This window comes from Rhizobium sp. H4 (genome assembly GCF_003013335.1).
GTDB lineage: Bacteria > Pseudomonadota > Alphaproteobacteria > Rhizobiales > Rhizobiaceae > Rhizobium > Rhizobium sophoriradicis.
Genome location: NZ_PSOW01000002.1, coordinates 307,609 through 327,936 on the forward strand (window position 1 = coordinate 307,609; position 20,328 = coordinate 327,936).

General features: G+C 61.1%; 17 protein-coding genes and 2 pseudogenes. 8 read left to right on the top strand and 11 right to left on the bottom strand.

Features of this window, described 5'->3' with window-relative positions; translation table 11 throughout:
- Positions 1–117 precede the first annotated feature (117 nt).
- The 6 genes from queF to C4N04_RS04260 all read right to left on the bottom strand — a co-directional run bounded on the left by queF (position 118) and on the right by C4N04_RS04260 (position 7,423).
- On the bottom strand, positions 118–582 hold the full coding sequence (queF, locus tag C4N04_RS04235) for a preQ(1) synthase (RefSeq protein ID WP_039621288.1): 465 nt from the start codon (positions 580–582) through the stop codon (positions 118–120).
- The gene (gene emfA, locus C4N04_RS04240; RefSeq protein ID WP_077990008.1) at positions 582–1,496 is read right to left on the bottom strand and encodes a CDF family cation efflux transporter EmfA; all 915 of its coding nucleotides are present in this window, start codon (positions 1,494–1,496) and stop codon (positions 582–584) included. Before emfA ends, queF begins: the two co-directional genes overlap by 1 nt.
- A gap of 183 nt (positions 1,497–1,679) precedes the next feature.
- Positions 1,680–2,357 carry a DUF2161 family putative PD-(D/E)XK-type phosphodiesterase gene (locus C4N04_RS04245; RefSeq protein WP_009992877.1) on the bottom strand — a complete coding sequence of 226 codons (678 nt, stop codon included), beginning with the start codon at positions 2,355–2,357 and terminating at the stop codon, positions 1,680–1,682.
- 14 nt (positions 2,358–2,371) lie between these two features.
- A complete protein-coding gene (locus C4N04_RS04250; protein WP_009992875.1) occupies positions 2,372–2,611 on the bottom strand; it encodes a hypothetical protein in 240 nt (79 codons plus the stop codon).
- A 97-nt stretch (positions 2,612–2,708) separates the two neighbouring features.
- Positions 2,709–4,898 carry an anthranilate synthase gene (locus tag C4N04_RS04255; RefSeq protein WP_077990006.1) on the bottom strand — a complete coding sequence of 730 codons (2,190 nt, stop codon included), beginning with the start codon at positions 4,896–4,898 and terminating at the stop codon, positions 2,709–2,711.
- A gap of 266 nt (positions 4,899–5,164) precedes the next feature.
- Complete coding sequence (locus C4N04_RS04260; protein ID WP_106795487.1) at positions 5,165–7,423, bottom strand: TonB-dependent hemoglobin/transferrin/lactoferrin family receptor; 2,259 nt, start codon at positions 7,421–7,423, stop codon at positions 5,165–5,167.
- 263 nt (positions 7,424–7,686) lie between these two features.
- Here C4N04_RS04260 and C4N04_RS04265 point away from each other — a divergent pair, with 263 nt between their 5' ends.
- The 3 genes and pseudogenes from C4N04_RS04265 to C4N04_RS04275 all read left to right on the top strand — a co-directional run bounded on the left by C4N04_RS04265 (position 7,687) and on the right by C4N04_RS04275 (position 9,250).
- A complete protein-coding gene (locus C4N04_RS04265) occupies positions 7,687–8,637 on the top strand; it encodes an extensin family protein (RefSeq protein WP_199852442.1) in 951 nt (316 codons plus the stop codon).
- 82 nt (positions 8,638–8,719) lie between these two features.
- Positions 8,720–8,965, top strand: a complete 246-nt coding sequence (locus C4N04_RS04270) for a hypothetical protein (protein ID WP_096762319.1) — start codon at positions 8,720–8,722, stop codon at positions 8,963–8,965.
- Positions 8,962–9,250, top strand: a pseudogene (locus tag C4N04_RS04275) (type II toxin-antitoxin system RelE/ParE family toxin). Before C4N04_RS04270 ends, C4N04_RS04275 begins: the two are co-directional and overlap by 4 nt.
- A 47-nt stretch (positions 9,251–9,297) precedes the next feature.
- On the opposite strand, the gene C4N04_RS04280 reads toward C4N04_RS04275, so the two are convergent.
- Positions 9,298–10,977, bottom strand: a complete 1,680-nt coding sequence (locus C4N04_RS04280; RefSeq protein WP_096762318.1) for a formate--tetrahydrofolate ligase — start codon at positions 10,975–10,977, stop codon at positions 9,298–9,300.
- Positions 10,978–11,133: 156 nt separating this feature from the next.
- On the opposite strand from C4N04_RS04280, the gene C4N04_RS04285 reads away from it, so the two are divergent.
- Positions 11,134–11,664, top strand: a complete 531-nt coding sequence (locus C4N04_RS04285) for a TIGR00645 family protein (protein ID WP_096762317.1) — start codon at positions 11,134–11,136, stop codon at positions 11,662–11,664.
- A gap of 14 nt (positions 11,665–11,678) precedes the next feature.
- Here C4N04_RS04285 and C4N04_RS04290 read toward each other — a convergent pair.
- Positions 11,679–12,606, bottom strand: a pseudogene (locus tag C4N04_RS04290) (hypothetical protein); the annotation flags it as partial.
- Positions 12,607–12,937: 331 nt separating this feature from the next.
- On the opposite strand from C4N04_RS04290, the gene C4N04_RS04295 reads away from it, so the two are divergent.
- The gene (locus C4N04_RS04295; protein WP_077990000.1) at positions 12,938–13,663 is read left to right on the top strand and encodes a LuxR family transcriptional regulator; all 726 of its coding nucleotides are present in this window, start codon (positions 12,938–12,940) and stop codon (positions 13,661–13,663) included.
- A gap of 99 nt (positions 13,664–13,762) precedes the next feature.
- Here the strand turns inward: C4N04_RS04295 and C4N04_RS04300 are convergent, their stop codons facing one another.
- The 3 genes from C4N04_RS04300 to C4N04_RS04325 form a co-directional block, all read right to left on the bottom strand.
- Positions 13,763–14,893, bottom strand: a complete 1,131-nt coding sequence (locus C4N04_RS04300; protein WP_077989999.1) for a DUF2333 family protein — start codon at positions 14,891–14,893, stop codon at positions 13,763–13,765.
- A gap of 237 nt (positions 14,894–15,130) precedes the next feature.
- Complete coding sequence (locus C4N04_RS04310; protein WP_077989998.1) at positions 15,131–16,204, bottom strand: hypothetical protein; 1,074 nt, start codon at positions 16,202–16,204, stop codon at positions 15,131–15,133.
- 340 nt (positions 16,205–16,544) lie between these two features.
- A complete protein-coding gene (locus C4N04_RS04325) occupies positions 16,545–17,147 on the bottom strand; it encodes a thymidine kinase (protein ID WP_009996176.1) in 603 nt (200 codons plus the stop codon).
- A gap of 236 nt (positions 17,148–17,383) precedes the next feature.
- Here C4N04_RS04325 and C4N04_RS04330 point away from each other — a divergent pair, with 236 nt between their 5' ends.
- The 3 genes from C4N04_RS04330 (at position 17,384) to choV (ending at position 20,309) form a co-directional block, all read left to right on the top strand.
- Positions 17,384–18,340, top strand: coding sequence for a choline ABC transporter substrate-binding protein (locus C4N04_RS04330; protein WP_010057129.1), 957 nt, complete (start codon positions 17,384–17,386; stop codon positions 18,338–18,340).
- A 74-nt stretch (positions 18,341–18,414) separates the two neighbouring features.
- On the top strand, positions 18,415–19,260 hold the full coding sequence (choW, locus tag C4N04_RS04335; protein WP_039621311.1) for a choline ABC transporter permease subunit: 846 nt from the start codon (positions 18,415–18,417) through the stop codon (positions 19,258–19,260).
- Positions 19,257–20,309: a choline ABC transporter ATP-binding protein gene (choV, locus tag C4N04_RS04340; protein ID WP_106795489.1), complete on the top strand. Its 1,053-nt coding sequence runs from the start codon at positions 19,257–19,259 to the stop codon at positions 20,307–20,309. The genes choW and choV overlap by 4 nt, the downstream gene beginning before the upstream one ends.
- The last annotated feature ends 19 nt before the right edge of the window (positions 20,310–20,328 follow it).

The window sequence follows — 20,328 nt, forward strand, 5'->3', positions numbered from 1 at the left end:
CGGTCAGACAAGGACAGCGGCTGCCGCACCCTCGCCCGGCCCTTCGCTTGGGCTCAGGGCGTTCGTCGCTGCAATCGATTCACTGGATCGATTGCTCGGGCTTTGCCCGACCGCAGCTCACCCACGGCCACGATAGGTGGCAACACCCTGCTCCGGTAGCCACACGCCTTCCGGCGGCTGGCCCGTCTGCCAGAAGACGTCGATCGGGATGCCGCCGCGCGGATACCAGTAGGCACCGATCCTCAGCCACTTGGGATCGAGCAGCTCGACGATGCGCTTGGCGATATAGATCGAGCAGTCCTCGTGGAAGGCGCCGTGGTTGCGGAAGGAATGCAGGAACAGCTTCAGCGACTTCGATTCCACCAGCCATTCGCCCGGGATATAATCGATGACGATATGGGCGAAATCCGGCTGACCGGTCATCGGGCAGAGCGAGGTGAACTCAGGCGCCGTGAAGCGCACCACGTAGTCGGTGCCTGCATGGTTGGACGGTACTTTTTCAAGCACTGCCTCTTCCGGCGATTTCGCGGTTTCGGTCTGCTGGCCCAGCATCGACAGGCTGGAAACATCTGTATTCGGCATCATGCCTCCTTGACGACTTTGACGCGGATGCCATGGGCCTTTTCGCCCTCCGGCTCCACATGAATGGCTATTTTGGCGCCCTCATGCACTCTCCTAATGGCATCCTCAAGGCGGTCGCATATATCATGCGCCTGCCGCACGGACATTCCCTCGGGCACCACCATGTGAAAATCGATAAAAGTAACGGTACCCGCCCGCCTGGTTTTCAGATCATGCACGCCGATCGAGCCCGCCGCATGGGTGGCGATCGCCTGCTTGATCGCCTCCTCCTCCTGCGGCTCGACCGCCTGGTCCATAAGCCCGCCGATCGATTGCGAGATCACCTTCCAGCCCTGATAGAGAATGTTGACGGCAACAAGGATGGCAAGCACCGGGTCGAAGATCGCATAGCCGGTCGCCAGCGCCAGCAGCAGGCCGACGAGCACGCCGACGGAAGTGACCACATCGGACATGATATGCTGCCCGTCCGCGGCGAGTGCCGCCGAGCGATGTTTGCGGCCCGCCCGGATCAGCAGCCGCGCCCAGACAGCGTTGATAAGGCCGGCTGCCAGATTGATCGCCAGACCGAGCACCGGCGCGTCGAGCATGCGCGGCTCGGAGAGATAGCCAATCGCCTCGTTGACGATCAGCAGGGCGGCGACGACGATCAGCACGCCCTCCGTGACGGCAGACAGATACTCGGCCTTGTGATGGCCGAAGGGATGGTCGTGATCGGCCGGCTTCTGCGCATAGCGGATGACGAAGAAGGCGAGGAAGGCCGCGACGACGTTGACCGTCGATTCGAGCCCGTCCGACAGCAGCGCCACCGAGCCCGTCACCCACCAGGCCGCCATCTTCAGCCCCATGACGCCGAGCGACAGCGGGATCCCCCACATCGCCAGCTTCCGAACCGTAAGATTGCCGTCGTCGCTCATAACGTCCTCCTGCGGTTGCGAATGAATTGCAGGGTCTAAGCCATTGAAACGCAAAACCGCCCACGCGATGTCGCGCAGGCGGCCCAGTTGAGGGTGATATGGGCGATGATGAAGGATTTGTCAAAGAGAATGACGCATCCTTCACAGCTGTTACCGCCCGGCCTAGAACGCAGCTACAGCAAACTATACGGGATCAGAAGCGGGATCGGCGACAGGCTGCGGCCAGCGCAAGAGGGCGGCCTGGCCTGCCGGCGTCAGGGTGTAGATGCCCTTTTCGATGCGCTCGAACCATCCGTAGACGTTGTCGCGCAGGATTGAGCCGGCATTGGCCGCAAGCGCCTTCATCTCCCGCGGCCGCTGGAGCCCCTGCTCGAGAGCCGAGGCGCAGAGCAACGCTTGCTGGCGATAGGCGGTCATGATCGGTGCGCGCGAACCGCCGCCGACGGCCGGATCGCCACGGCGGCGTTGGTGCTCCCTGACAAGGCGCGAGCGCCGCTTCGGATTGGTGCGTGGCATCGGCGAGACCGAACTGACGATGATGCTGACCTCACCGCCATCGGAGACGCCGAGCATGCCGATGCCGAGGCGCCGGCAGAGGTCACGGTAGCGCCGGTCGGTCTCCCGCCCTCGGCCTTTGGCGGAGACGCGGGCCGCGATCCAGACTTCGTCGCTCATCGACGCCCGGTCGACCACCTGAAGCAGCAGTTCGAGATTGAAGGAGAGCTTGAGTTCGCACACGACCACGACCGGCGGCTCGCTGTCGCTTAAACCCACGAGATCGCATCCGCCGACCTCACCCTTGACCACGTAACCGGCCGCCTCCAGGAAGGCTTTGACCGGCAGGTAGAGCGAGGTTTCCATCAGAAAATCACGCCTCAGGCGGCGTTGAGGTCGGCAATTTCGCCATGGCGTGCAAGCAATCGCGGCGAGGTCATGTCGCCGGTCTCCTCATCCACGATCACGGCATAGGCCGCGACGCCGACGAAACGCTCGGCCATCGCCGAGGCGATCTTTTCCGCGCTGACGGCATTCGATGCCTGGCGCATTTCGCCGGGCACGAGATTGCCGCGGTTCTTGCGGTAAGGGAGCACGATAAACTTCTCGGCATTGGCCACAGCGATAATTCCCGGTTGATCGTTCCGGAAATGTTCTGATTTGCCCGATAAAGTCAACCGCCCTTCCCGCTGGCAGGAAGGGCGGACAGAATGGCCGTCAGGCAGCCTTGGTCTTCACCTTGCGCGCCAGATGCGCCACGACATTCTCGATCATCCGCATGCCGGCATCGCCGCCGAGCGTCATGATCGACTCCGGATGGAACTGCACCGCGGCGATTGGCTCCTTGGCATGCTCGATGCCCATGATCGTGCCGTCCTCGCTCTCTGCCGTGATGATGAACTCGGCCGGCAGCGTCGAGGGATCGGCGAAGATCGAGTGATAGCGGCCGACCGTCACCTCCCTGGCAAGGCCGGAGAAGACGATGCCCGGCTCCAGCACGCGGATTCGCGAGGGCTTGCCGTGCATCGGCAGCGCCAGATGACGCAGTTCCCCGCCATAGGCTTCGGCGAGCGCCTGCAAACCGAGGCAGACGCCGAAGATCGGCAGGTTGCGCGCCCGCGCCTTCTTGATCGTCGCTTTGCAGTCGAAATCCTTCGGCGTACCGGGCCCGGGCGACAGCACGACCAGATCCGGGTTCAACCGGTCGAAAATCTCCTCCGGCACCGGCGTGCGCACGGTCGAAACCGTTGCCCCGGTCTGGCGGAAATAATTGGCGAGCGTGTGGACGAAGCTGTCCTCATGGTCGATGAGCAGGATGCTGACGCCCTTGCCGACGCTTGCGACGTCGCGCTGGATCTTGCCGGAATTGCCGGTCTTGGCGTCTCGGATGGCGGAAAGCATGGCAGAGGCCTTCAATTCGGTTTCGGCTTCCTCTTCCTCGGGAATGGAATCGTTGAGCAGCGTCGCGCCGGCGCGCACCTCGGCGATGCCGTCCTTGATGCGCACGGTGCGCAGCGTCAGGCCGGTGTTCATGTCGCCATTGAAGCCGACCATGCCGATCGCTCCGCCATACCATGCACGCGGGCTCTTTTCATGGCTCTCGATGAAGCGCATCGCCCAGAGCTTTGGCGCGCCGGTGACGGTCACCGCCCAGGCGTGGCTCAGGAAACCGTCAAAGGCGTCCATGTCGTCGCGTAGCCGCCCCTCGATATGGTCGACCGTATGGATGAGGCGCGAATACATCTCGATCTGCCGGCGGCCGATCACCTTGACGGAACCCGGTTCGCACACACGGCTCTTGTCGTTGCGGTCGACGTCCGAGCACATGGTCAGCTCGGACTCGTCCTTCTTCGAATTCAAAAGCTTCAGGATCTGCTCGCTGTCGGCGATCGGATCGTCGCCGCGCTTGATCGTGCCAGAGATCGGGCAGGTCTCGATGCGGCGGCCGGAGACGCGCACGAACATCTCGGGCGAGGCACCGACCAGATATTCCTGATTGCCGAGATTGATGAAGAAGGAATAGGGCGACGGATTGATCGCCTTCAGCCGCTTCGAAATGTCGGAAGGCTTGCTTTCGCAGCGCTCCATGAACTTTTGCCCCGGCACGACCTCGAACAGATCGCCCTTGCGGAAACTCTCCTTGGCCTTGGTGACGAGTTCGGCATATTCGCCGGGCCGATGGTCGCTCTTCGGCGGAATGGCAACCGTATGCTGGAAAGGCTCCGGCGCGATCTGCTCGGCCTTGCCCTCGGTTGTCACGCCGCCTTTCTCGAAATCATAGCGGTCGATCCAGGCTTTCGCGGCATAGTTATCGACGACCAGGATCTCGTCCGGCAGGTAGAGCACCATGTCGCGCTGGTCGGAGGGCCGCGTCAGCTTCAGATCGATCGCGTCGAACTGGAAGGCGATGTCGTAGCCGAAGGCGCCGTAGAGCCCGAGGCTCGCATCCGCCTGCGAATAGAAGAGGTCGGTGACGGCACGCAGCACCGTGAAGACCGTCGGCATCTTCGAGCGCTCCTCCTCGGTAAACACCCGGTCCGGCGTCTTGACGGAAAGGTCGAGGCGGCGGGCGGAGGAAGCGCCGAGCACGAGGTCGGGTACCGCCTTCAGCCGCTCGGTCACGAAGCCAAGAAGCACCTCGCCGCGTTCGTTGTAGGCTTCGATCCAGACGTCACGCCCGAAGGAAGAGATGCCGAGCGGCGGATCGACGACGGCGGTATCCCAGCGCGTATAGCGGCCCGGATATTCGTAGTTCGACGAAAACACCGCGCCGCGACGCTCATCGAGCTTGTCGACATAGGAAGAGACCGCGTCACTGTAGGGGATCGCCCGCCGCTGCCGCGTGACTGTTATCCCGCCCTTGGTCTCGTAGATTTCCGCACCATCATCCCGCAGGATCGTTACCATAGTTCCACTCCGTTATCGGGCCCGGACGACAGGCGGCGATAAAACAAAAAAGCCGCCTCGAAGTTTCGGGCGGCTCACTCGTCGTCGTCTTTGGACACGATTGGTCGAGGCCGCCTCAGCGAGCCCACCACCAAACAGCAATGTTCAAAGACTTGATCATGGAAAATTGTTAGCCTGAGATCAGCCGCCGCGCAAGAGGCGATCGCACGAATGAAAAGGGCGGCCCGAAAGCCGCCCCTCCCCCAGCCTTGAAGGACATAACTGGCTCAAAAGGTCTTGGTGAGCGAGACCTTGAATGTGCGGCCCGGCTCGGAATACCACTCCCGCGGCTGCGACGCCGTCGCCGAGCTGAGATTGACGTCGCGCACGGCGAGCGCGTTATAGTGCTCCTGGTCGAAGATGTTGTAGACACCCGCTTGAACGCGCAGGCCCGGCAGCTGTTCCGGCGTCCACCAGCCGGTCAGATCCACAATCGCATAGCCGGGCGCATCGAAGGTCGAGTCGGCGGTGTTGCTGACGGGTGTATTGAGGTGGTCGGTCAGCATGCCGGCCGAAAGCGTCGAGGAAAGGTCGAAGCCGAAGGTCTCATTGCTCCAGCCGCCGCCGACGATCGCCTTGAACGGCGCCACCGAGCGCAGGCGCTGCGTGGTCTCCTCGTTCCTGCCATAGGCATAGGCAAGCGACGCATGCAGATTGATGCCGTTGTTGAACGTCTTGACGGCGCTGGCTTCGATACCCGAGATCGTCGCCGCTGCCACGTTCGTGTAATTGAACTCCGTGAAGCCGGTCGCGTCGACGCTCGTCACCGTCTCGATAAAATTCTGGTAGCGTGTGTGGAAAAGCGCGACCCTTCCGGTAACATCGCCCGTGTCAAAATTGGCGCCGACTTCGATGCCGCGGCCGATCTCCGGCTCCAGATCAGGGTTTCCGAGCTGGGCGTACCGGCCAGTGGGGTTGTAGAAGCGGCTGTAGAGTTCGTCGACGGTGGGCGCACGGAAGCCGACCGCCAATTGCATGTAGAGCTTTACATCAGGCGTCAGGTCATATGTCGCAAGGATCTTCGGCGACAGGGCGGCTTCCGTTCGGTCGCGAAGATCGCCGAAACGAGTAAGGCCGGTATTGTTGGAAAAGCCGCCGCCGGTCGAGGGATCGTAGTTGAACCAGTCGAAGCGGAAGCCGGGTGTCAGCGCAAAGCCGGTATTGCCGATTTCGATCTGGTCTTCGACAACTAGCCCAAGGTTCCGGCTGTCCACATTGGGCACTTCCGCCTGATTGTTCAGCGATGGGCAAGTCGTCGACGTGGGGCACAGAGCCCAGCTATATTGGCTCCAGCTGGAGACGCCGACATCGAGGCCAACACGAACGGAGTGGCTGAGGCCGGAATATTCGAAATCCTTCGTCGCCGTGCCGCTGAAGCCCCAGGTTTCGTTTTCGACCTCGTTGTTGCGGCCATAGGCAACATTGGCGGTCGTACGGCCCCCGCTGCCCGCCTCCTTCTTCAAATCCTGCCAATAAAGCGTGGCGCGCGCACTGCTGAAGAACGCGTCGGAAGACTGCGCTTCATAATCGTAGTCGAGCGATACGCGATCGCGGTCACGCTGTTCGCGACCGTCGTAATTGTCGATCATGAAATTGCGAGGGCTGGTTCCTCCCTGAAGGTGGCGCAGGTCGGTTTCCAGGTCGCGGCGGAAGCGTTCCGCCGTCAAGCCGATGCGATGACCGCCTTCCAGCTCCTGACGCAGCTTGAAGAGCAGATTGTTCTGATCGAAATCGGCAGGATTCGCCTCGGTGCGAAGAGCACCGTAAACGTCATTGTTGCCCATGTTCGCCCGCTCATGGCCCTTGCGGTAGCCGCCCTGAAACAGGATCGAGGTGCCGCCGATCTTCTTGGCAGCGGCAGCCGAGCCGGAAAAACTCCTGTCTTCGCTATCATAGGTCGACTTGACGATCGCACCCCAGTCGCGGCCCTCAGGGATCAGATCCTCCGGTTCCAGCGTATTGAGCACTATGGCGCCGCCGAGCATGCCCGAACCGCCCTTGCTCGAATCCGCGCCGCGCACGATATCGAGCGAAGAAAGCGAATCGAAATCGAAAGTGTCGCCGCCGCCATTGGCGTTGGCAGGCGCAAAAGCACCCTGACGCGAGCTGTTCGAAATATAAGGGATTGGAATACCGTCGACCGTGGTCAGGATGCGAGCACCGGAAAGTCCGCGCAGGTTGAAGCCCGCATCAGCGCGCGAATAGTTCACGCCCGCATCGACGCTGCGGCCGATATCGTCGAAATTGGTGACCTGCTTCTGTTCCAGCTGCTTGGCAGTGACCTCGGTCGCGAGCGGCGTATCGGCAACGCTGCCCGGCGCCACGCGTTTGCCCTTGACGACGATCTTCTGCAGCACGGTGCTGTCATCCGACGTGGCTTCCGGCGTCGTGACCGGAGCGCTTTGCGCGAAAGACTGCGAAACAGGAAGAACAGCTGCAACTGCCGTGCAGACCAATAGAACCGAGCGCCAATGCCGGACGATCATAACCTACCCTCTAAAAATGATTACCGGGCTGGCTGGTCGTGGCGCGTCGAACGCTCGATGGGCTGGCTGGGCTATTGCGGATAAGACGGAGCAGAAATCCGCCTTCTTTTTGCCGCATAAAAAACATGAGTCAACATAATCGACCAATTTATGTTGAAGATCATTTTCAAGTTTTAATGATTTTCCAGGACGTTGCGCAATTGCAACGAAACCCGCCATAATGCGTTATCCCTTCCGCTATCGACACCAGGGAATCGGATGCGTTGAGAAAACTTTCGATACTGGCGATCCTTCTCGCCGCTACCGCCTTTCTTGCTGGCGCCCGCCTGCCCCCGCATGGTCCCTTACCCCAACCTCGACCCGACACCGGGGCTGCAACCAGTCCTACTCCGCTTCCCGACAACACTGAACCACCCGCGCCGGCGGATGTGCCCGCGCCGCAGCCGAAGCCCGATGTGAAGGAGCCGGAGACACCGGCGGCTGACCAGCCATCGGCGCCCCAAACCGAACCAGGAAAGCCGGAGCCGGCAGAACCGATGCAAGGCCCGCCGCTGCCGCCGGGCGGGCTTAAAAGCCCGCAGACGCCGGCGGAGGAGAACAAGCCGCCTGCCGAGCAGACGCTCGAAGAGCAGCATCTGACGATCGAACCCGAAAGCGACACCGAACACGCAGTATGCACGGCCGAACTCCGAGCCTTGGGCGTCGTCTTCAAGGACACGCCGCGCATCGACGACGGCAACGGCTGTGGCATCGACAAACCGATCATCGTCTCCGAAGTCCTGCCCGGCATTGCGCTCAAGCCGGAGGCGACGATCCGCTGCCCGGCGGCACTCGCTCTCGCCCGCTGGCTGAAAGATAGCGTCATCCCGGCCGCCTCCGCCGCCCTGCCGGAACAGGGGCGCCTCACGACCGTCAACCAGGCAACGTCCTATATGTGCCGTCTGCGCAACGGCGCTGAAACCGGCAAGATCTCCGAGCATGCCCGCGGCAATGCCATCGATATTGCAAGCTTCCATTTCGAGAAAGGCGAAGACGTCGCCGTCCGCTCCCGCCGGGAGGACCCGACGCTGACCGGCGCCTTCCAGCGCACCGTCAGCGCCGCCGGCTGCATCTATTTCACCACCGTGCTGGACCCCGAAAGCGACGCCGCCCACGAGACCCATTTCCATCTCGATGTGATGGAAAGGAAGGGCGGCTATCGCTACTGCCATTGATCATTCAAGCGTCTGCGATTCCGCTTGAATCAGGTCGTCCAGTCACTAAACTTCAGCATGAAGAACCGGCGGAGTGCCTATCATGACCTTGTTGAGCTTCCAGATGAACGATTCAACGGTTTCCCGTCTGGATCGCCTTGCCGAGAAGCGAAAGCTTTCGCCGGCCCAGGTGGCGGCCATGGCGATCGAGGAATTCATCGAGCGCGAGGAGTGGCAGCTTGCGGAAATCGAAGCCGCAGTTCGCGAAGCCGATCAAGGTGACTTCGCCTCCGATGAGGAGGTCGCCGCCGTTCTGTCCAAATATGCTAGCAACCCTTCCAGAAAATGAGCCTGCGCATCAAATGGACCCACAGGGCGCTCGCCCGGCTTGATCATATCGGCGCGTACATCGCCCGTCACGATCCTGGCGCAGCGAGCAGGGTGATCATCCGTATCCGATCCATCGTGGAAAGCCTGCCGGATCATCCATTGATGGGAAAAGCTGGCCGCGTGCGGGCACACGGGAGATGGTGCTAAGCGATATCCCTATATTGTCGCTTATCGGGCGACAAAAAAAGAAATCGAAATTCTGACAATCCTGCACACATCTCAGCGATGGCCGAAGAGCTTCTGAACGCTATTTCACATATTGGGCCAAGCTCCGAACGAGCCCTCCACGGATCAGAACAACCCCTCGATATAGCCCTGGTCGTTCAGGAAAATCCGCTCCGCCGATGGTGATTTCGGCAGGCCGGGCATCGTCATGATTTCGCCGGTAATGGCGACGACGAAACCGGCGCCGGCCGAAAGCCGCACCTCGCGCACTGGAACGATATGTCCTTCCGGCGCGCCGCGCAGGTTTGGATCGGTGGAGAAGGAATATTGCGTCTTCGCCATGCAGACCGGCAGCTTGCCGTAGCCCTGTTCCTCCCATGTCTGCAGCTGATCGCGCACCGCCTTGTCGGCGGTCACCTCGCCGGCATGGTAGATCTTCGAGGCGACGATCTCGATCTTCTCGAACAGCGAAATGTCGTCGCCATAGAGCGGCTGGAATTTCGCCTGTCCGGATTCGGCGAGTTCCACTACCTTATGCGCCAGTTCCTCGATGCCGGCCGAACCTTTCGCCCAGTGCTGGCAGAGGATCGCCTCGGCGCCGAGCCGTGAGACAAATTCCTTCAGCGCCGCGATCTCGGCCTCGGTGTCCGAGACGAAATGGTTGATCGCGACGACTACGGGCACGCCGAAACGGCGCACATTGGCGACGTGCCGGCCGAGATTGGCGCAGCCCTTCTTCAGCGCCGCGACATCTTCCGTGGCGAGCTCCTCTTTTTTCACCCCGCCATTCATCTTCAGCGCCCTGACGGTGGCGACGATGACCGCCGCATCCGGCTTCAGCCCGGCCTTGCGGCATTTGATGTCGAAGAATTTCTCGGCGCCGAGATCCGCCCCGAAACCTGCTTCCGTCACGACGTAGTCGGCAAGCTTCAGCGCCGTCATCGTCGCCGTCACCGAATTGCAGCCATGGGCAATATTGGCGAAAGGGCCACCATGCACGAAGGCGGGATTGTTCTCCAGCGTCTGCACCAGGTTCGGCTGCATCGCATCCTTGAGCAGCACCGCCATGGCGCCGTCGGCCTTCAGGTCGCGCGCATGCACCGGCGTCCTGTCGAAGCGATAGCCGATGATGATATCGCCGAGCCGCCGCTCCAGATCTTTCAGGTCGGTGGCGAGACAGAGGATCGCCATCACCTCGGAGGCGACGGTGATGTCGAACCCGCCTTGGCGCGGGAAGCCGTTGGCGACGCCGCCGAGCGAGGAGACCATGCTTCTCAGCGCCCTGTCGTTCATGTCCATGACTCGCCGCCAGGCGATGCGGCGGATGTCGATATTCTCTTCGTTACCCCAATAGATGTGATTGTCGATCATCGCCGCCAGCAGATTGTGCGCCGAGGTGATCGCATGGAAATCGCCGGTGAAATGCAGATTGATGTCCTCCATCGGCACGACCTGCGCATAACCGCCGCCGGCCGCCCCGCCCTTGACGCCGAAGCAGGGACCGAGCGAAGCCTCGCGTATGCAGATGATGGCCTTCTTGCCGATCCGGTTCAGCCCGTCGCCGAGCCCGACGGTCGTGGTCGTCTTACCCTCGCCTGCCGGCGTCGGGTTGATCGCCGTGACGAGGATCAGCTTGCCATCTTTCTTGCCCGCCTGCGCCGCGATGAACTCGGCGCTGACCTTGGCCTTGTCGTGACCGTAAGGCGCGAGTTGCTCGACCGGTATGCCGAGTTTCGCCCCGATCTCGAAGATCGGCTTCTTGGCCGCCGCACGCGCGATTTCGATATCGGATTTGATTGACGGCATGGATGCTCCCCTCCCGAGCTCCGCGGCAGCGGAGCCGACATTTCCTCTTCATCGGGATAGCGAAATATCGGCAGGGTGTGAATAGCGCCGCGCCTTGCGGCTGCCACGCTCGGTGTTTATCTCGCGCATAACGATTGCCGTTCACAGGGTGAAAATATGAAGTCACTGGAACTCATCATCGAGCGCGTCATCCTGTCGAGCCGTTGGCTCCTCGTCGTCTTCTATATCGGTTTGGTGCTGGCTCTCGCCGTCTATGCCGTTTCCTTCGGCTATAAGTTCCTGAAGATCGCCTCCGGCGTCTTCGACCTCGACGAGGCCGAGATGATTCTTGCCATGCTCGGACTGATCGATGCAGCCCTCGTCGCCAGCCTGATCGTCATGGTGATGATCTCGGGCTACGAGAATTTCGTAAGCCGCTTCGATGAAGCAGGCGAGGCCGACAACGAGGTCTCCTTTCTCGGCAAGCTCGATTCCGGCAGCCTGAAGATCAAGGTCGCCTCCTCGATCGTCGCCATCTCCTCGATCCACCTGCTGCAGGTCTTCCTCAACGCCGACAAATATGCCGACGGCAAGATCATGTGGCTGACCCTGATGCACCTCGCCTTCGTCGCCTCCGCCGTCATGCTCGGTTTCCTCGAGAAGCTGATGAGCGTGACGTCGAAGAATGACCTGAAGGACAAGGGTTAGCCGCCCGAGGGGGCCGCCGCGGGCGCCTGGGCTGGCGGATGGCCATGGCAGACAGCCTCGGCCGGTGCATCCGGCGCGCAAAGCGGCATGCCGGGCCATTCGTTGTAAGCCAGCATGTCCGTCATCAGCCTCATGCGCAGTGCTTCCGCAGGCGGTACGATCTTGATGCTGTCGGGTGTGGCGCTCATCATTTGATCAATCACGTCGTCGTCAACGCCCATTTCCTTCAAATAGGCCGTCAAGGCAGCGCTGCTCTTCTTTCCGAGCTTGGTGGAACTGGTCTGCCCCGCCACCTTGCGTCCTACCTCTTTGCGAGAGATTTCCTTCTTCTTGCCGTTCACGATCTTGTATTCGATGCGGTAGGAAATGCGCATCCTGTTATAGATCGTCGTAATCTGGTGAACGCCGATCAAAGCCCATTGCGATGAGACGCGCGAGGTGCCACCGGCAAAGGCCAGCGGACAGGCGGAAAAGCAGTATGCACCGGCCGAATAGGTGTAACCGATCGAGCTGCCGTCCTTTGCGATAGCAGCGTCGCAGCGCGGATCAGCAGTTGGGCAACCTTTCAGCCGCGTGCCGCCGACCGCCGTTTCCAATCCGGCCTTGCGGATCATTCGGCCCATTGCATAGGCGGCATCGACATCGCCGCCCTCCGAACGGAAGACGACCGGCAGTTTTCGTCCGCTCGCCGCCTTTGAGAATCTTCTTCAGTCGAGCCGGCGTATCGGAGGTTATTCGTCCCTCCGCCGATATCCATTCCGGACAGTTTTCCTGGCAAAGAAGACTGCGCACAATGACGAAGCGCATGGGCGGCTGCACAGCCTGCTTCTGTTGCTCGGCGGCCTGCGACGTTGCGGCCGCAGCCGGCAAGATCACAAGAAGAAAAGCAAGTAACGGCAGGAAAGACAGATATTTCAGACAAAAGCTATTCGCAAAGCGCACGATTAAACCGTCCCGGCTATACATGGTAATAGACTTAGCAACTGCATTGATCGGCAGCAAGGCGGATTTCGGCGCCCCTCACCGCCCAGGCCTTTCGGCATGATTCTCTACCTGTCCGGCGTCGCAGATATCTACAGCTGTCCCGCATCAGTAGAAGTCAAAAATACCACAGCGCTACTAGCACAAGCGGCAGCTCAACCGACGCGCGCGGGATTGTGACTATTTCTTCACAATTTGAGTTAATCGGCCTGCGCAAGCGCGATAAGGACTAGCATCCGCCGGCATTTTTGTATTTGATAGCGTTAACATTGCGGCTGCCGGAGGCGTACAAATGTCTTACATGACCATCTCTGAAAGACAGTCGTTGCTTTCGGCGGAGCTTACGGTAGCAGGAACGCGTGGCCTTTTTGCCCAGGCGCTCGGCAGGGTAGCTACGGCCTTCGGATTGTCTCATGCGACGCTGATGCACGCCCCCTCCCCGGAAGACCTCCTGCTGAAGCCGCTGTTGATCGAGAGTTCGCTTCCCGCCGCCTATGTCCGCGATTTCGACCGCGCCAATATGATGCGTGGTTGCCCTTTCGGCTTGCGGCTGAGGGAATCGGCCGTGCCGCTGGCCTGGCACCTCAACGATGCCGTCAATGGTCAGGCCTTTCCCGCCGAACTGCGCGCCCTGATGCTGCACCATGCGATACCGGCGGGCGTTGCCATGCCGACCATTGCAGTCGACGGCCGCCGCCTGGTCTTCTGGTTTTGCGGCGAACGCGCCGCACTCGGCCAGAGCGAGGTCAACGAGCTGGCGATCATCATCCTCCACGCCCTCGACGCATATAACACCGTCAGACGCAACGAGGAAAGCGCCCATAATGCGCTGTCGGCGCGTGAACTCGAAGTCGTGCGCTGGACCGCACAGGGCAAGACCTCAATCGAAATCGGCCAGATCCTGGCGCTGTCGGACCATACGGTGAATGCCTACATGACGAATGCGATCAAGAAACTCGATTGCGTCAACCGCACCCAATTGGTAGCAAAAGCAATTCGATTGAAGCTGATCAACTGAGGATCAAACGAGAGTCAGCACGTCGTCCGCCCATATCGGCGTCACCGATGCGGATTCGTTCGGATGCTCGGTGCCTATCGCCTTTCAGTTTCCGGCCGCCTAACGATCGAGCACCGAACGGATTTCCACCAGGTTCGAGCGCACCCTCAAGATGTAGAAGCCCATGGTGGCGAGATGGCTCGGCATGATCCACCCATCCTCGCGCCCGTTCGAGATGATCGCCGGCTGGACGCGCAGCGCCGCCTGGAACTGCCGCATCGTGCCGCCCCAGACTGCGCCGAGATTGCGCTCCTGCACCACCTGCGAGAAATCCGACTGTGCGGCGGCAAGAATGGCGTAATAGGCGTAGAGCTGACCGTAGGCGAACCAGAACCGGTCGTCGGCGCGCGTATCGAACCAGCCGCGATTATGGTTCTCCGAGCGCTCGGCTAGCATATCTGAGGTGCCGCCGAGATCGTTGGCGACACGGTCGATGAACTGCATGAGATTGTCGGCGCGACCGTCGAAAATGACGTTGCAGGCGGAAAGATCGGTGTTGAATTTGCGCAGGCTGCCGATTGCCGAGCGGTAATAAGAGGGCGTCGGAGTCTTTGGCCCGAAAGGATTGAACCCGAAATACCAGCTATGTTCGTCGAACTGCAGATTGCCGCGCGCGCTCTGCAGATCATTGTTGATGCCCGACGTCCCACGCACGCGCCCGAGCGTATCGACGAGTTCCGCCGAGGTTCGCCGGACTGCCTGGTTGATGCCGCGCTGGAACGACGCCTTGTTGTCGAGGAAGGGCGTGTGATCCCAGTCGATCCCGAAGAAGCCCATCTTGTAGAGCAGCATGGAGGAGATCCATGCATTCTGATTGACGTTGAAATCGGTAAGATCCGCTGTGACGTCGACGATGGCAGAGCGCTGGCAGGTCTTGGCGGCGACCGCCACACTGCCCTCGGCGGACGGCAGTTCCTGCCCGGCGGCAACCTTGCGTTCGGAAAGCCGGTACTGATCGACGAAAGCGGTGTTGAAATTCGACCAGACCTGCGTCTGCCAGAAGAAATAGCCGTAGAGCACGACGAAGAGCGCGACGAACGCGATGATCGGCAACCGGATCAACCAACTCCGGCGCTGATACCAGCCATGCGCGGCGAGGAAGGGCCAGAAGGCCCAGGCAAAAAACAGGCGGGCCCAACGGCCGATCGTCTGGCCGATCAGCCTGAAAAAACCGGCTATCCGGTCAAGCATCGTCGTCTCCTGTCAGGCGAGGCGAACACTACAGCGCCGCGCGTCTTTTCAGACGCGCTAAGGACGCTGTAGCACTTTGAGTTGCTGCATAATTCCTTAAATCGATCCCGATTTAAGGAATTATGCAGTAGGACATCGCCGCCCCGTTGCATCCACATATGCGCTCGATGGGCCGAGCACAACACGAGCCCGTCGATTTTTACGAATGAAAGCAGCGCGAACCCCGCGCTTCACGGCTCAGGAGCGCAGAAAAGGCAGGCTGAAGCGAAAGGGCCGGCGGACCGTATCGATCAATGGCGCCCCTGGTGCTTCGGGCGATGGTTCGGCATAGGCGGGAAGCCGTCTCGCGACTTCGAGAGCGGCGCGGCCCTTGCGCCGCTCCAGATCCTGGGCGACCAGCATGCCCTTCTCGAACAAGCGGATCGGCGCGGCGATATCCGGAAAGAACTCCGGCTTGATCCTGGCCTTCATGCCCGGCCTGTCGGTATCGACCTGCGCCTGATAGATGATCAGCCGCTCTTCGACATCGATCATCAGCTTGTACAAAAGCACGTTGCAGACGGCGATCTGGCTGTTCATCGCATCGACGAAGGCCTGAAACAGGCTGATAAAGCGCTCCCGCCGCTGGCTGTCGTCGCGCATCTCGTGCTCCTCGGTGGAGATACGCTCGGCCTCCGCCTTCAGCGCCCGCCGCTCCGCCTCCATCTGCTCCCAATGCGCTCTGTTGCCGTAGACGCCGATGCGACCCTGCGTCGTCAGCGCCTTGGCGTTGAGCTCTTTCATCCTGAGACGGGCGATATCGATGGAATCGACCAGCCGGCGGCGGTGCTCAACGACGCTGACGAGATTATGTTCGGCCGCCTTGTGGCGTTCGACGAGCGCGGAGCGCTGTGTGGTGATCAGCCTTGCAAGCGCGTCCGATTTCACCAAAAGATCGAGCAGCCGCTCGATGACGGGCGCCTCGCGCACACGTTCGGTATACATCCGCCACATCCGCTGGCGCGACGTCCAGCCGGCCATTTTCTCGCGCATCGTCAATCCCCGGAAACTGTCGAGGTCTGCCGACACTTCCGCCGTCAGCCGGTCGAGGGAGAAGACGAGCTCGGCCAGCAGAGCGTCCAGCGCGGCGCCATCTGCGATATGCTCTTGAAAGCGCACATTCTGTTCGAGGAAGACCTCATCGGCCGAATGTTTTTCGTCGCTGTCAAAGGCACGGATGCAGGCTGCGCAATAGGCTCCATCGGCCGCGATCTTTTCGGCGAAGCCGCCCGCGGTTTCATAACGGCTGTCGAATGACGGGGCTTTGCGCACCTGATTTCTCCAGGGAATCTGCTGTCTGCAGGCTAGAGCATTTCCTGGCTAGATTGAAGCATTCTGCCGGAGCAGGTTTTCGTCAGGGCAGAGGCGATTGGCGATGGGCATACCCCAAGGTACGTCCGAGCCGATCGCCTCTGATCCTGGCGGAAAGATGCCCGGCCTTTCAGGTTGGCTGAAACGGGCCGGCTGATCGACCGGCCGGCTTGGCCGTAGAGCTGGGCTACGACGCGCGCCGGCCGGTCGACCATCCGACTCCGTGTGAGCCAACAGACTGCTTCAATCTAACCAGGAAATGCTCTAGTCGCTTATGGCGACAAAGAAAACAGGCTCCCCCTCAGACCGGCTCCGCGATCCAGGCGCCGTTCATTTCGTCGTCCCAGTGCCTGCGGCAGAGCGAGACATATTTCTCGTTACCGCCGACATCGATCTGCGCGCCCTCGTGCAGCACCTTGCCGTGGGCGTCGAGCCGCACAACCATCGTCGCCTTACGGCCGCAATGGCAGATCGTGCGCACTTCGCGCATCTCGTCAGCGATCGCCAGCAACTCCTGCGAAGCCGGAAACAGTTTGCCCTGGAAGTCGGTCCGGAGCCCATAGACCATGACAGGGATGCCGAGCCGATCGACGACACGGGCAAGCTGCCAGACATGGACGGCCGTCATGAAATGCGCCTCGTCGACGAAGACGCAGGAAATCGGCGCCCCGTCGCCGCACAGTCCGGCGATGAGCTTGAACAGATCTTCGTGCGGCTCGAAGGGGATGGCGCTCGCTTCCAGCCCGATCCTCGAGCCGATGACGCCCCGGCCGGCGCGCTCGTCGAAGGCCGCAATCAGCTGCACCGTACGCATGCCGCGCTCCTGATAATTGTAGGAGGCCTGCAGCAGCAGCGTCGACTTGCCGGCGTTCATCGTCGAATAGTTGAAATAGAGTTTTGCCATCCGATGTCTCCTTGCTCAGCTTATTGAAAGCTCACAACGGCAAAGAAAAGCCCCGTGACGGCGCTAATCACAGGAATCCATGCAAAAACACCCCTGAAAGTCACCAAAACGCGGCGCTGCGAAAAAATCGCCGACGTCGCAATCACATAGGTCGATACGCCGCAAACGCACTGAGGTCGCTTGTCAAACTGGGTTATTGGTGATTGGCTTGGGGACCTAAAGACTGGGAGTCTAAAATGAAAACAACAAGCACATTCAAACTCGTCACCGCGACCGCCGTCGCCGCCCTCTCCGTTGCGACCGCCGCCTTCGCCGCCGACCCTGACAGTTGCTCCACCGTCCGCTTCTCGGACGTCGGCTGGACTGACATCACCGCCACCACCGCCACCGCATCCGTCGTCCTGAAGAGCATCGGCTACCAGACCGACGTCAAGGTTCTCTCGGTGCCGGTCACCTATACCTCGCTGAAGAACAAGGACATCGACGTCTTCCTCGGCAACTGGATGGAAACCCAGGAAAAGGACGTCCGTCCCTATCTCGACGACAAGTCGGTCGAATCCTTCGGCCCGAACCTCGTCGGCGCCAAGTATACGCTCGCCACCAACGCCAAGGGTGCGGAACTCGGCATCAAGGACTTCAAGGATATTGCCGCCCATAAAGAAGATCTCGACGGCAAGATCTATGGCATCGAGCCGGGCAATGACGGCAACCGCCTGATCATGGACATGATCGAAAAGGACACTTTCGGCATGAAGGGTATGGAGGTGGTCGAATCCTCCGAACAGGGCATGCTCGCCCAGGTCGCCCGCGCCGACAAGGCAGGCAAGCCCGTGGTTTTCCTCGGCTGGGAACCCCACCCGATGAACACCAACTTCAAGCTGACCTACCTGAGCGGCGGTGACGACATCTTTGGCCCCGACTTCGGCGGCGCCAAGGTCTTCACCAACGTTCGCGCTGGCTATCTCGAAGAATGCCCGAATGTCGGCACCATGCTGAAGAACCTGAAGTTCTCCCTCGACATGGAGAACCAGATCATGGGCAAGATCCTGAACGATGGCGAAGAGCCTGAAGCAGCCGCTTCCGCATGGCTGAAGGCCAATCCCTCCGCGCTCGAGCCCTGGCTCGCGGGCGTCAAGACCCGCGACGGCCAAGGCGATGCGCTCGCAGCCGCCAAGGCCGGTCTCGGCCTTTGATGATATGAATGGGGCGGCTTTCCGCCCCGTTTCATTTTGTCCGATTGTTGATTTTTTCTGGATAGGCGCGAACCTTGAATTGGATCACCGACTTTAAGATTCCCATCGGCCCCGGGGCCAAATCCTTCGTGGACTGGTTGACCTCGAATGGCGAGTGGTTCTTCAACCAGCTGGCATTCCTGCTGTCGAGCGCCATAGACGGCCTGCTCTTCCTGCTGCAGAAGCCTCACCCGCTGATCGTCATCGCTGCCATCACCGGCATAGCCTTCTGGCTGCGCCGGTCGATCGCGGTTGCGGTCTTCACCTGTTTTGGGCTGCTGCTCATCGTGAACCAGGACTATTGGAAGGAGACGACGGAGACGCTCGCCCTGGTGCTCGCCGCCACCTTCGTCTGTATGGTGATCGGTATCCCGCTCGGCATTGCCGCCGCCCGCCGCCCCTGGGTCTATGCCGCCATGCGCCCGGTGCTCGATCTCATGCAGACGATCCCGACATTCGTCTATCTGATCCCGGCGCTGATCCTCTTCGGCCTCGGCATGGTGCCGGGCCTGATCGCAACCGTCATTTTCGCAATTCCCGCCCCCATCCGGCTGACGCGCCTCGGCATCATCTCGACGCCGCCATCCCTCGTTGAAGCCGCTGTCGCCTTCGGTGCGCGGCCGATGCAGGTGCTGCGCAAGGTCGAGCTTCCCTTTGCCGCGCCGCAGATTATGGCGGGCCTCACCCAGACCATCATGCTGTCGCTGTCGATGGTGGTCATTGCCGCGCTTGTCGGCGCTCCCGGACTTGGCGTGCCTGTCGTGCGTGCGCTGAACACCGTCAATATCGCGAAAGGCTTCGACGCCGGCTTCTGCATCGTCATCCTGGCGATCATTCTCGACCGCATATTCCGCGCAGGGGACGAAGGAGACGGCGCATGACGGCGATAGACTTTAAGAATGTCAGCATCATCTTCGGCGACCGGCCGGAAACGGCGCTTGCCATGGCCGACCAGGGCAAAACGCGCGATGAGATCGGCGCCGCAACCGGCCTCGTGCTCGGCGTCGCCAATGCCTCACTGACTATCGAGGAAGGCGAGATCCTCGTGCTGATGGGCCTCTCCGGCTCCGGCAAGTCGACGCTGCTGCGCGCCGTCAACGGACTTGCGCCCGTGGTGCGCGGCGATGTTTCGGTCTCGACCTCCACCGGCCCCGTCAACCCTTACCGATGCAATGCCAAGGCGCTGCGTGGCCTGCGCACCCACACCGTCTCCATGGTGTTCCAGCAGTTTGCCCTTCTGCCCTGGCGCACCGTCGCCGAAAATGTCGGCTTCGGCCTTGAACTTGCCGGCATGCCGGAGGCCGAACGCAAGCAGCGTGTCGGCGAGCAGCTCGAACTCGTCAACCTGACGAAATGGGCCGACCGTAAGGTCAACGAACTCTCAGGCGGCATGCAGCAGCGTGTCGGTCTTGCCCGCGCCTTTGCCACCGGCGCGCCGATCCTGCTCATGGACGAGCCTTTCTCGGCGCTCGACCCATTGATCCGCACTCGACTGCAGGATGAGCTCCTGGAGTTCCAGCGGCGGCTGAAGAAGACAATCCTGTTCGTCAGCCACGATCTCGACGAGGCCTTCCGCATCGGCAACCGCATCGCCATCATGGAGGGCGGCCGCATCATCCAGTGCGGAACGCCGCATGACATCGTCAGGAACCCCGCCGACCAGTATGTCGCCGATTTCGTACAGAACCTCAATCCGATCAACATGCTAACTGCCGCCGACGTCATGCAGCCTGGCCTCGGCCAGACGGCCGCCGGCATGAGCGTCAGCGCCACGGCCCGCGCAGCGACCCCGCTCGTCGATGTTCTTGATGCGCTTGCCCGCCAACCGGGCAGTATCGGCATCGTCGAGAACGGCGCCATCGTCGGCACCGTCTCGGCTCAGGATATCGTCGCCGGCCTCACCCGCCATCGCCGCAAGCAGGACGCTTGATGTTTTCAATCCGCTTTGC

What these genes read in the sequence shown, in the direction of transcription:
- queF (WP_039621288.1), bottom strand. Translation starts at nt 582, where the DNA reads ATGCCGAATACAGATGTTTCCAGCCTGTCGATGCTGGGCCAGCAGACC.
- emfA (WP_077990008.1), bottom strand. Translation starts at nt 1,496, where the DNA reads ATGAGCGACGACGGCAATCTTACGGTTCGGAAGCTGGCGATGTGGGGG.
- C4N04_RS04245 (WP_009992877.1), bottom strand. Translation starts at nt 2,357, where the DNA reads ATGGAAACCTCGCTCTACCTGCCGGTCAAAGCCTTCCTGGAGGCGGCC.
- C4N04_RS04255 (WP_077990006.1), bottom strand. Translation starts at nt 4,898, where the DNA reads ATGGTAACGATCCTGCGGGATGATGGTGCGGAAATCTACGAGACCAAG.
- C4N04_RS04260 (WP_106795487.1), bottom strand. Translation starts at nt 7,423, where the DNA reads ATGATCGTCCGGCATTGGCGCTCGGTTCTATTGGTCTGCACGGCAGTT.
- C4N04_RS04270 (WP_096762319.1), top strand. Translation starts at nt 8,720, where the DNA reads ATGACCTTGTTGAGCTTCCAGATGAACGATTCAACGGTTTCCCGTCTG.
- C4N04_RS04280 (WP_096762318.1), bottom strand. Translation starts at nt 10,977, where the DNA reads ATGCCGTCAATCAAATCCGATATCGAAATCGCGCGTGCGGCGGCCAAG.
- C4N04_RS04285 (WP_096762317.1), top strand. Translation starts at nt 11,134, where the DNA reads ATGAAGTCACTGGAACTCATCATCGAGCGCGTCATCCTGTCGAGCCGT.
- C4N04_RS04295 (WP_077990000.1), top strand. Translation starts at nt 12,938, where the DNA reads ATGTCTTACATGACCATCTCTGAAAGACAGTCGTTGCTTTCGGCGGAG.
- C4N04_RS04300 (WP_077989999.1), bottom strand. Translation starts at nt 14,893, where the DNA reads ATGCTTGACCGGATAGCCGGTTTTTTCAGGCTGATCGGCCAGACGATC.
- C4N04_RS04325 (WP_009996176.1), bottom strand. Translation starts at nt 17,147, where the DNA reads ATGGCAAAACTCTATTTCAACTATTCGACGATGAACGCCGGCAAGTCG.
- C4N04_RS04330 (WP_010057129.1), top strand. Translation starts at nt 17,384, where the DNA reads ATGAAAACAACAAGCACATTCAAACTCGTCACCGCGACCGCCGTCGCC.
- choV (WP_106795489.1), top strand. Translation starts at nt 19,257, where the DNA reads ATGACGGCGATAGACTTTAAGAATGTCAGCATCATCTTCGGCGACCGG.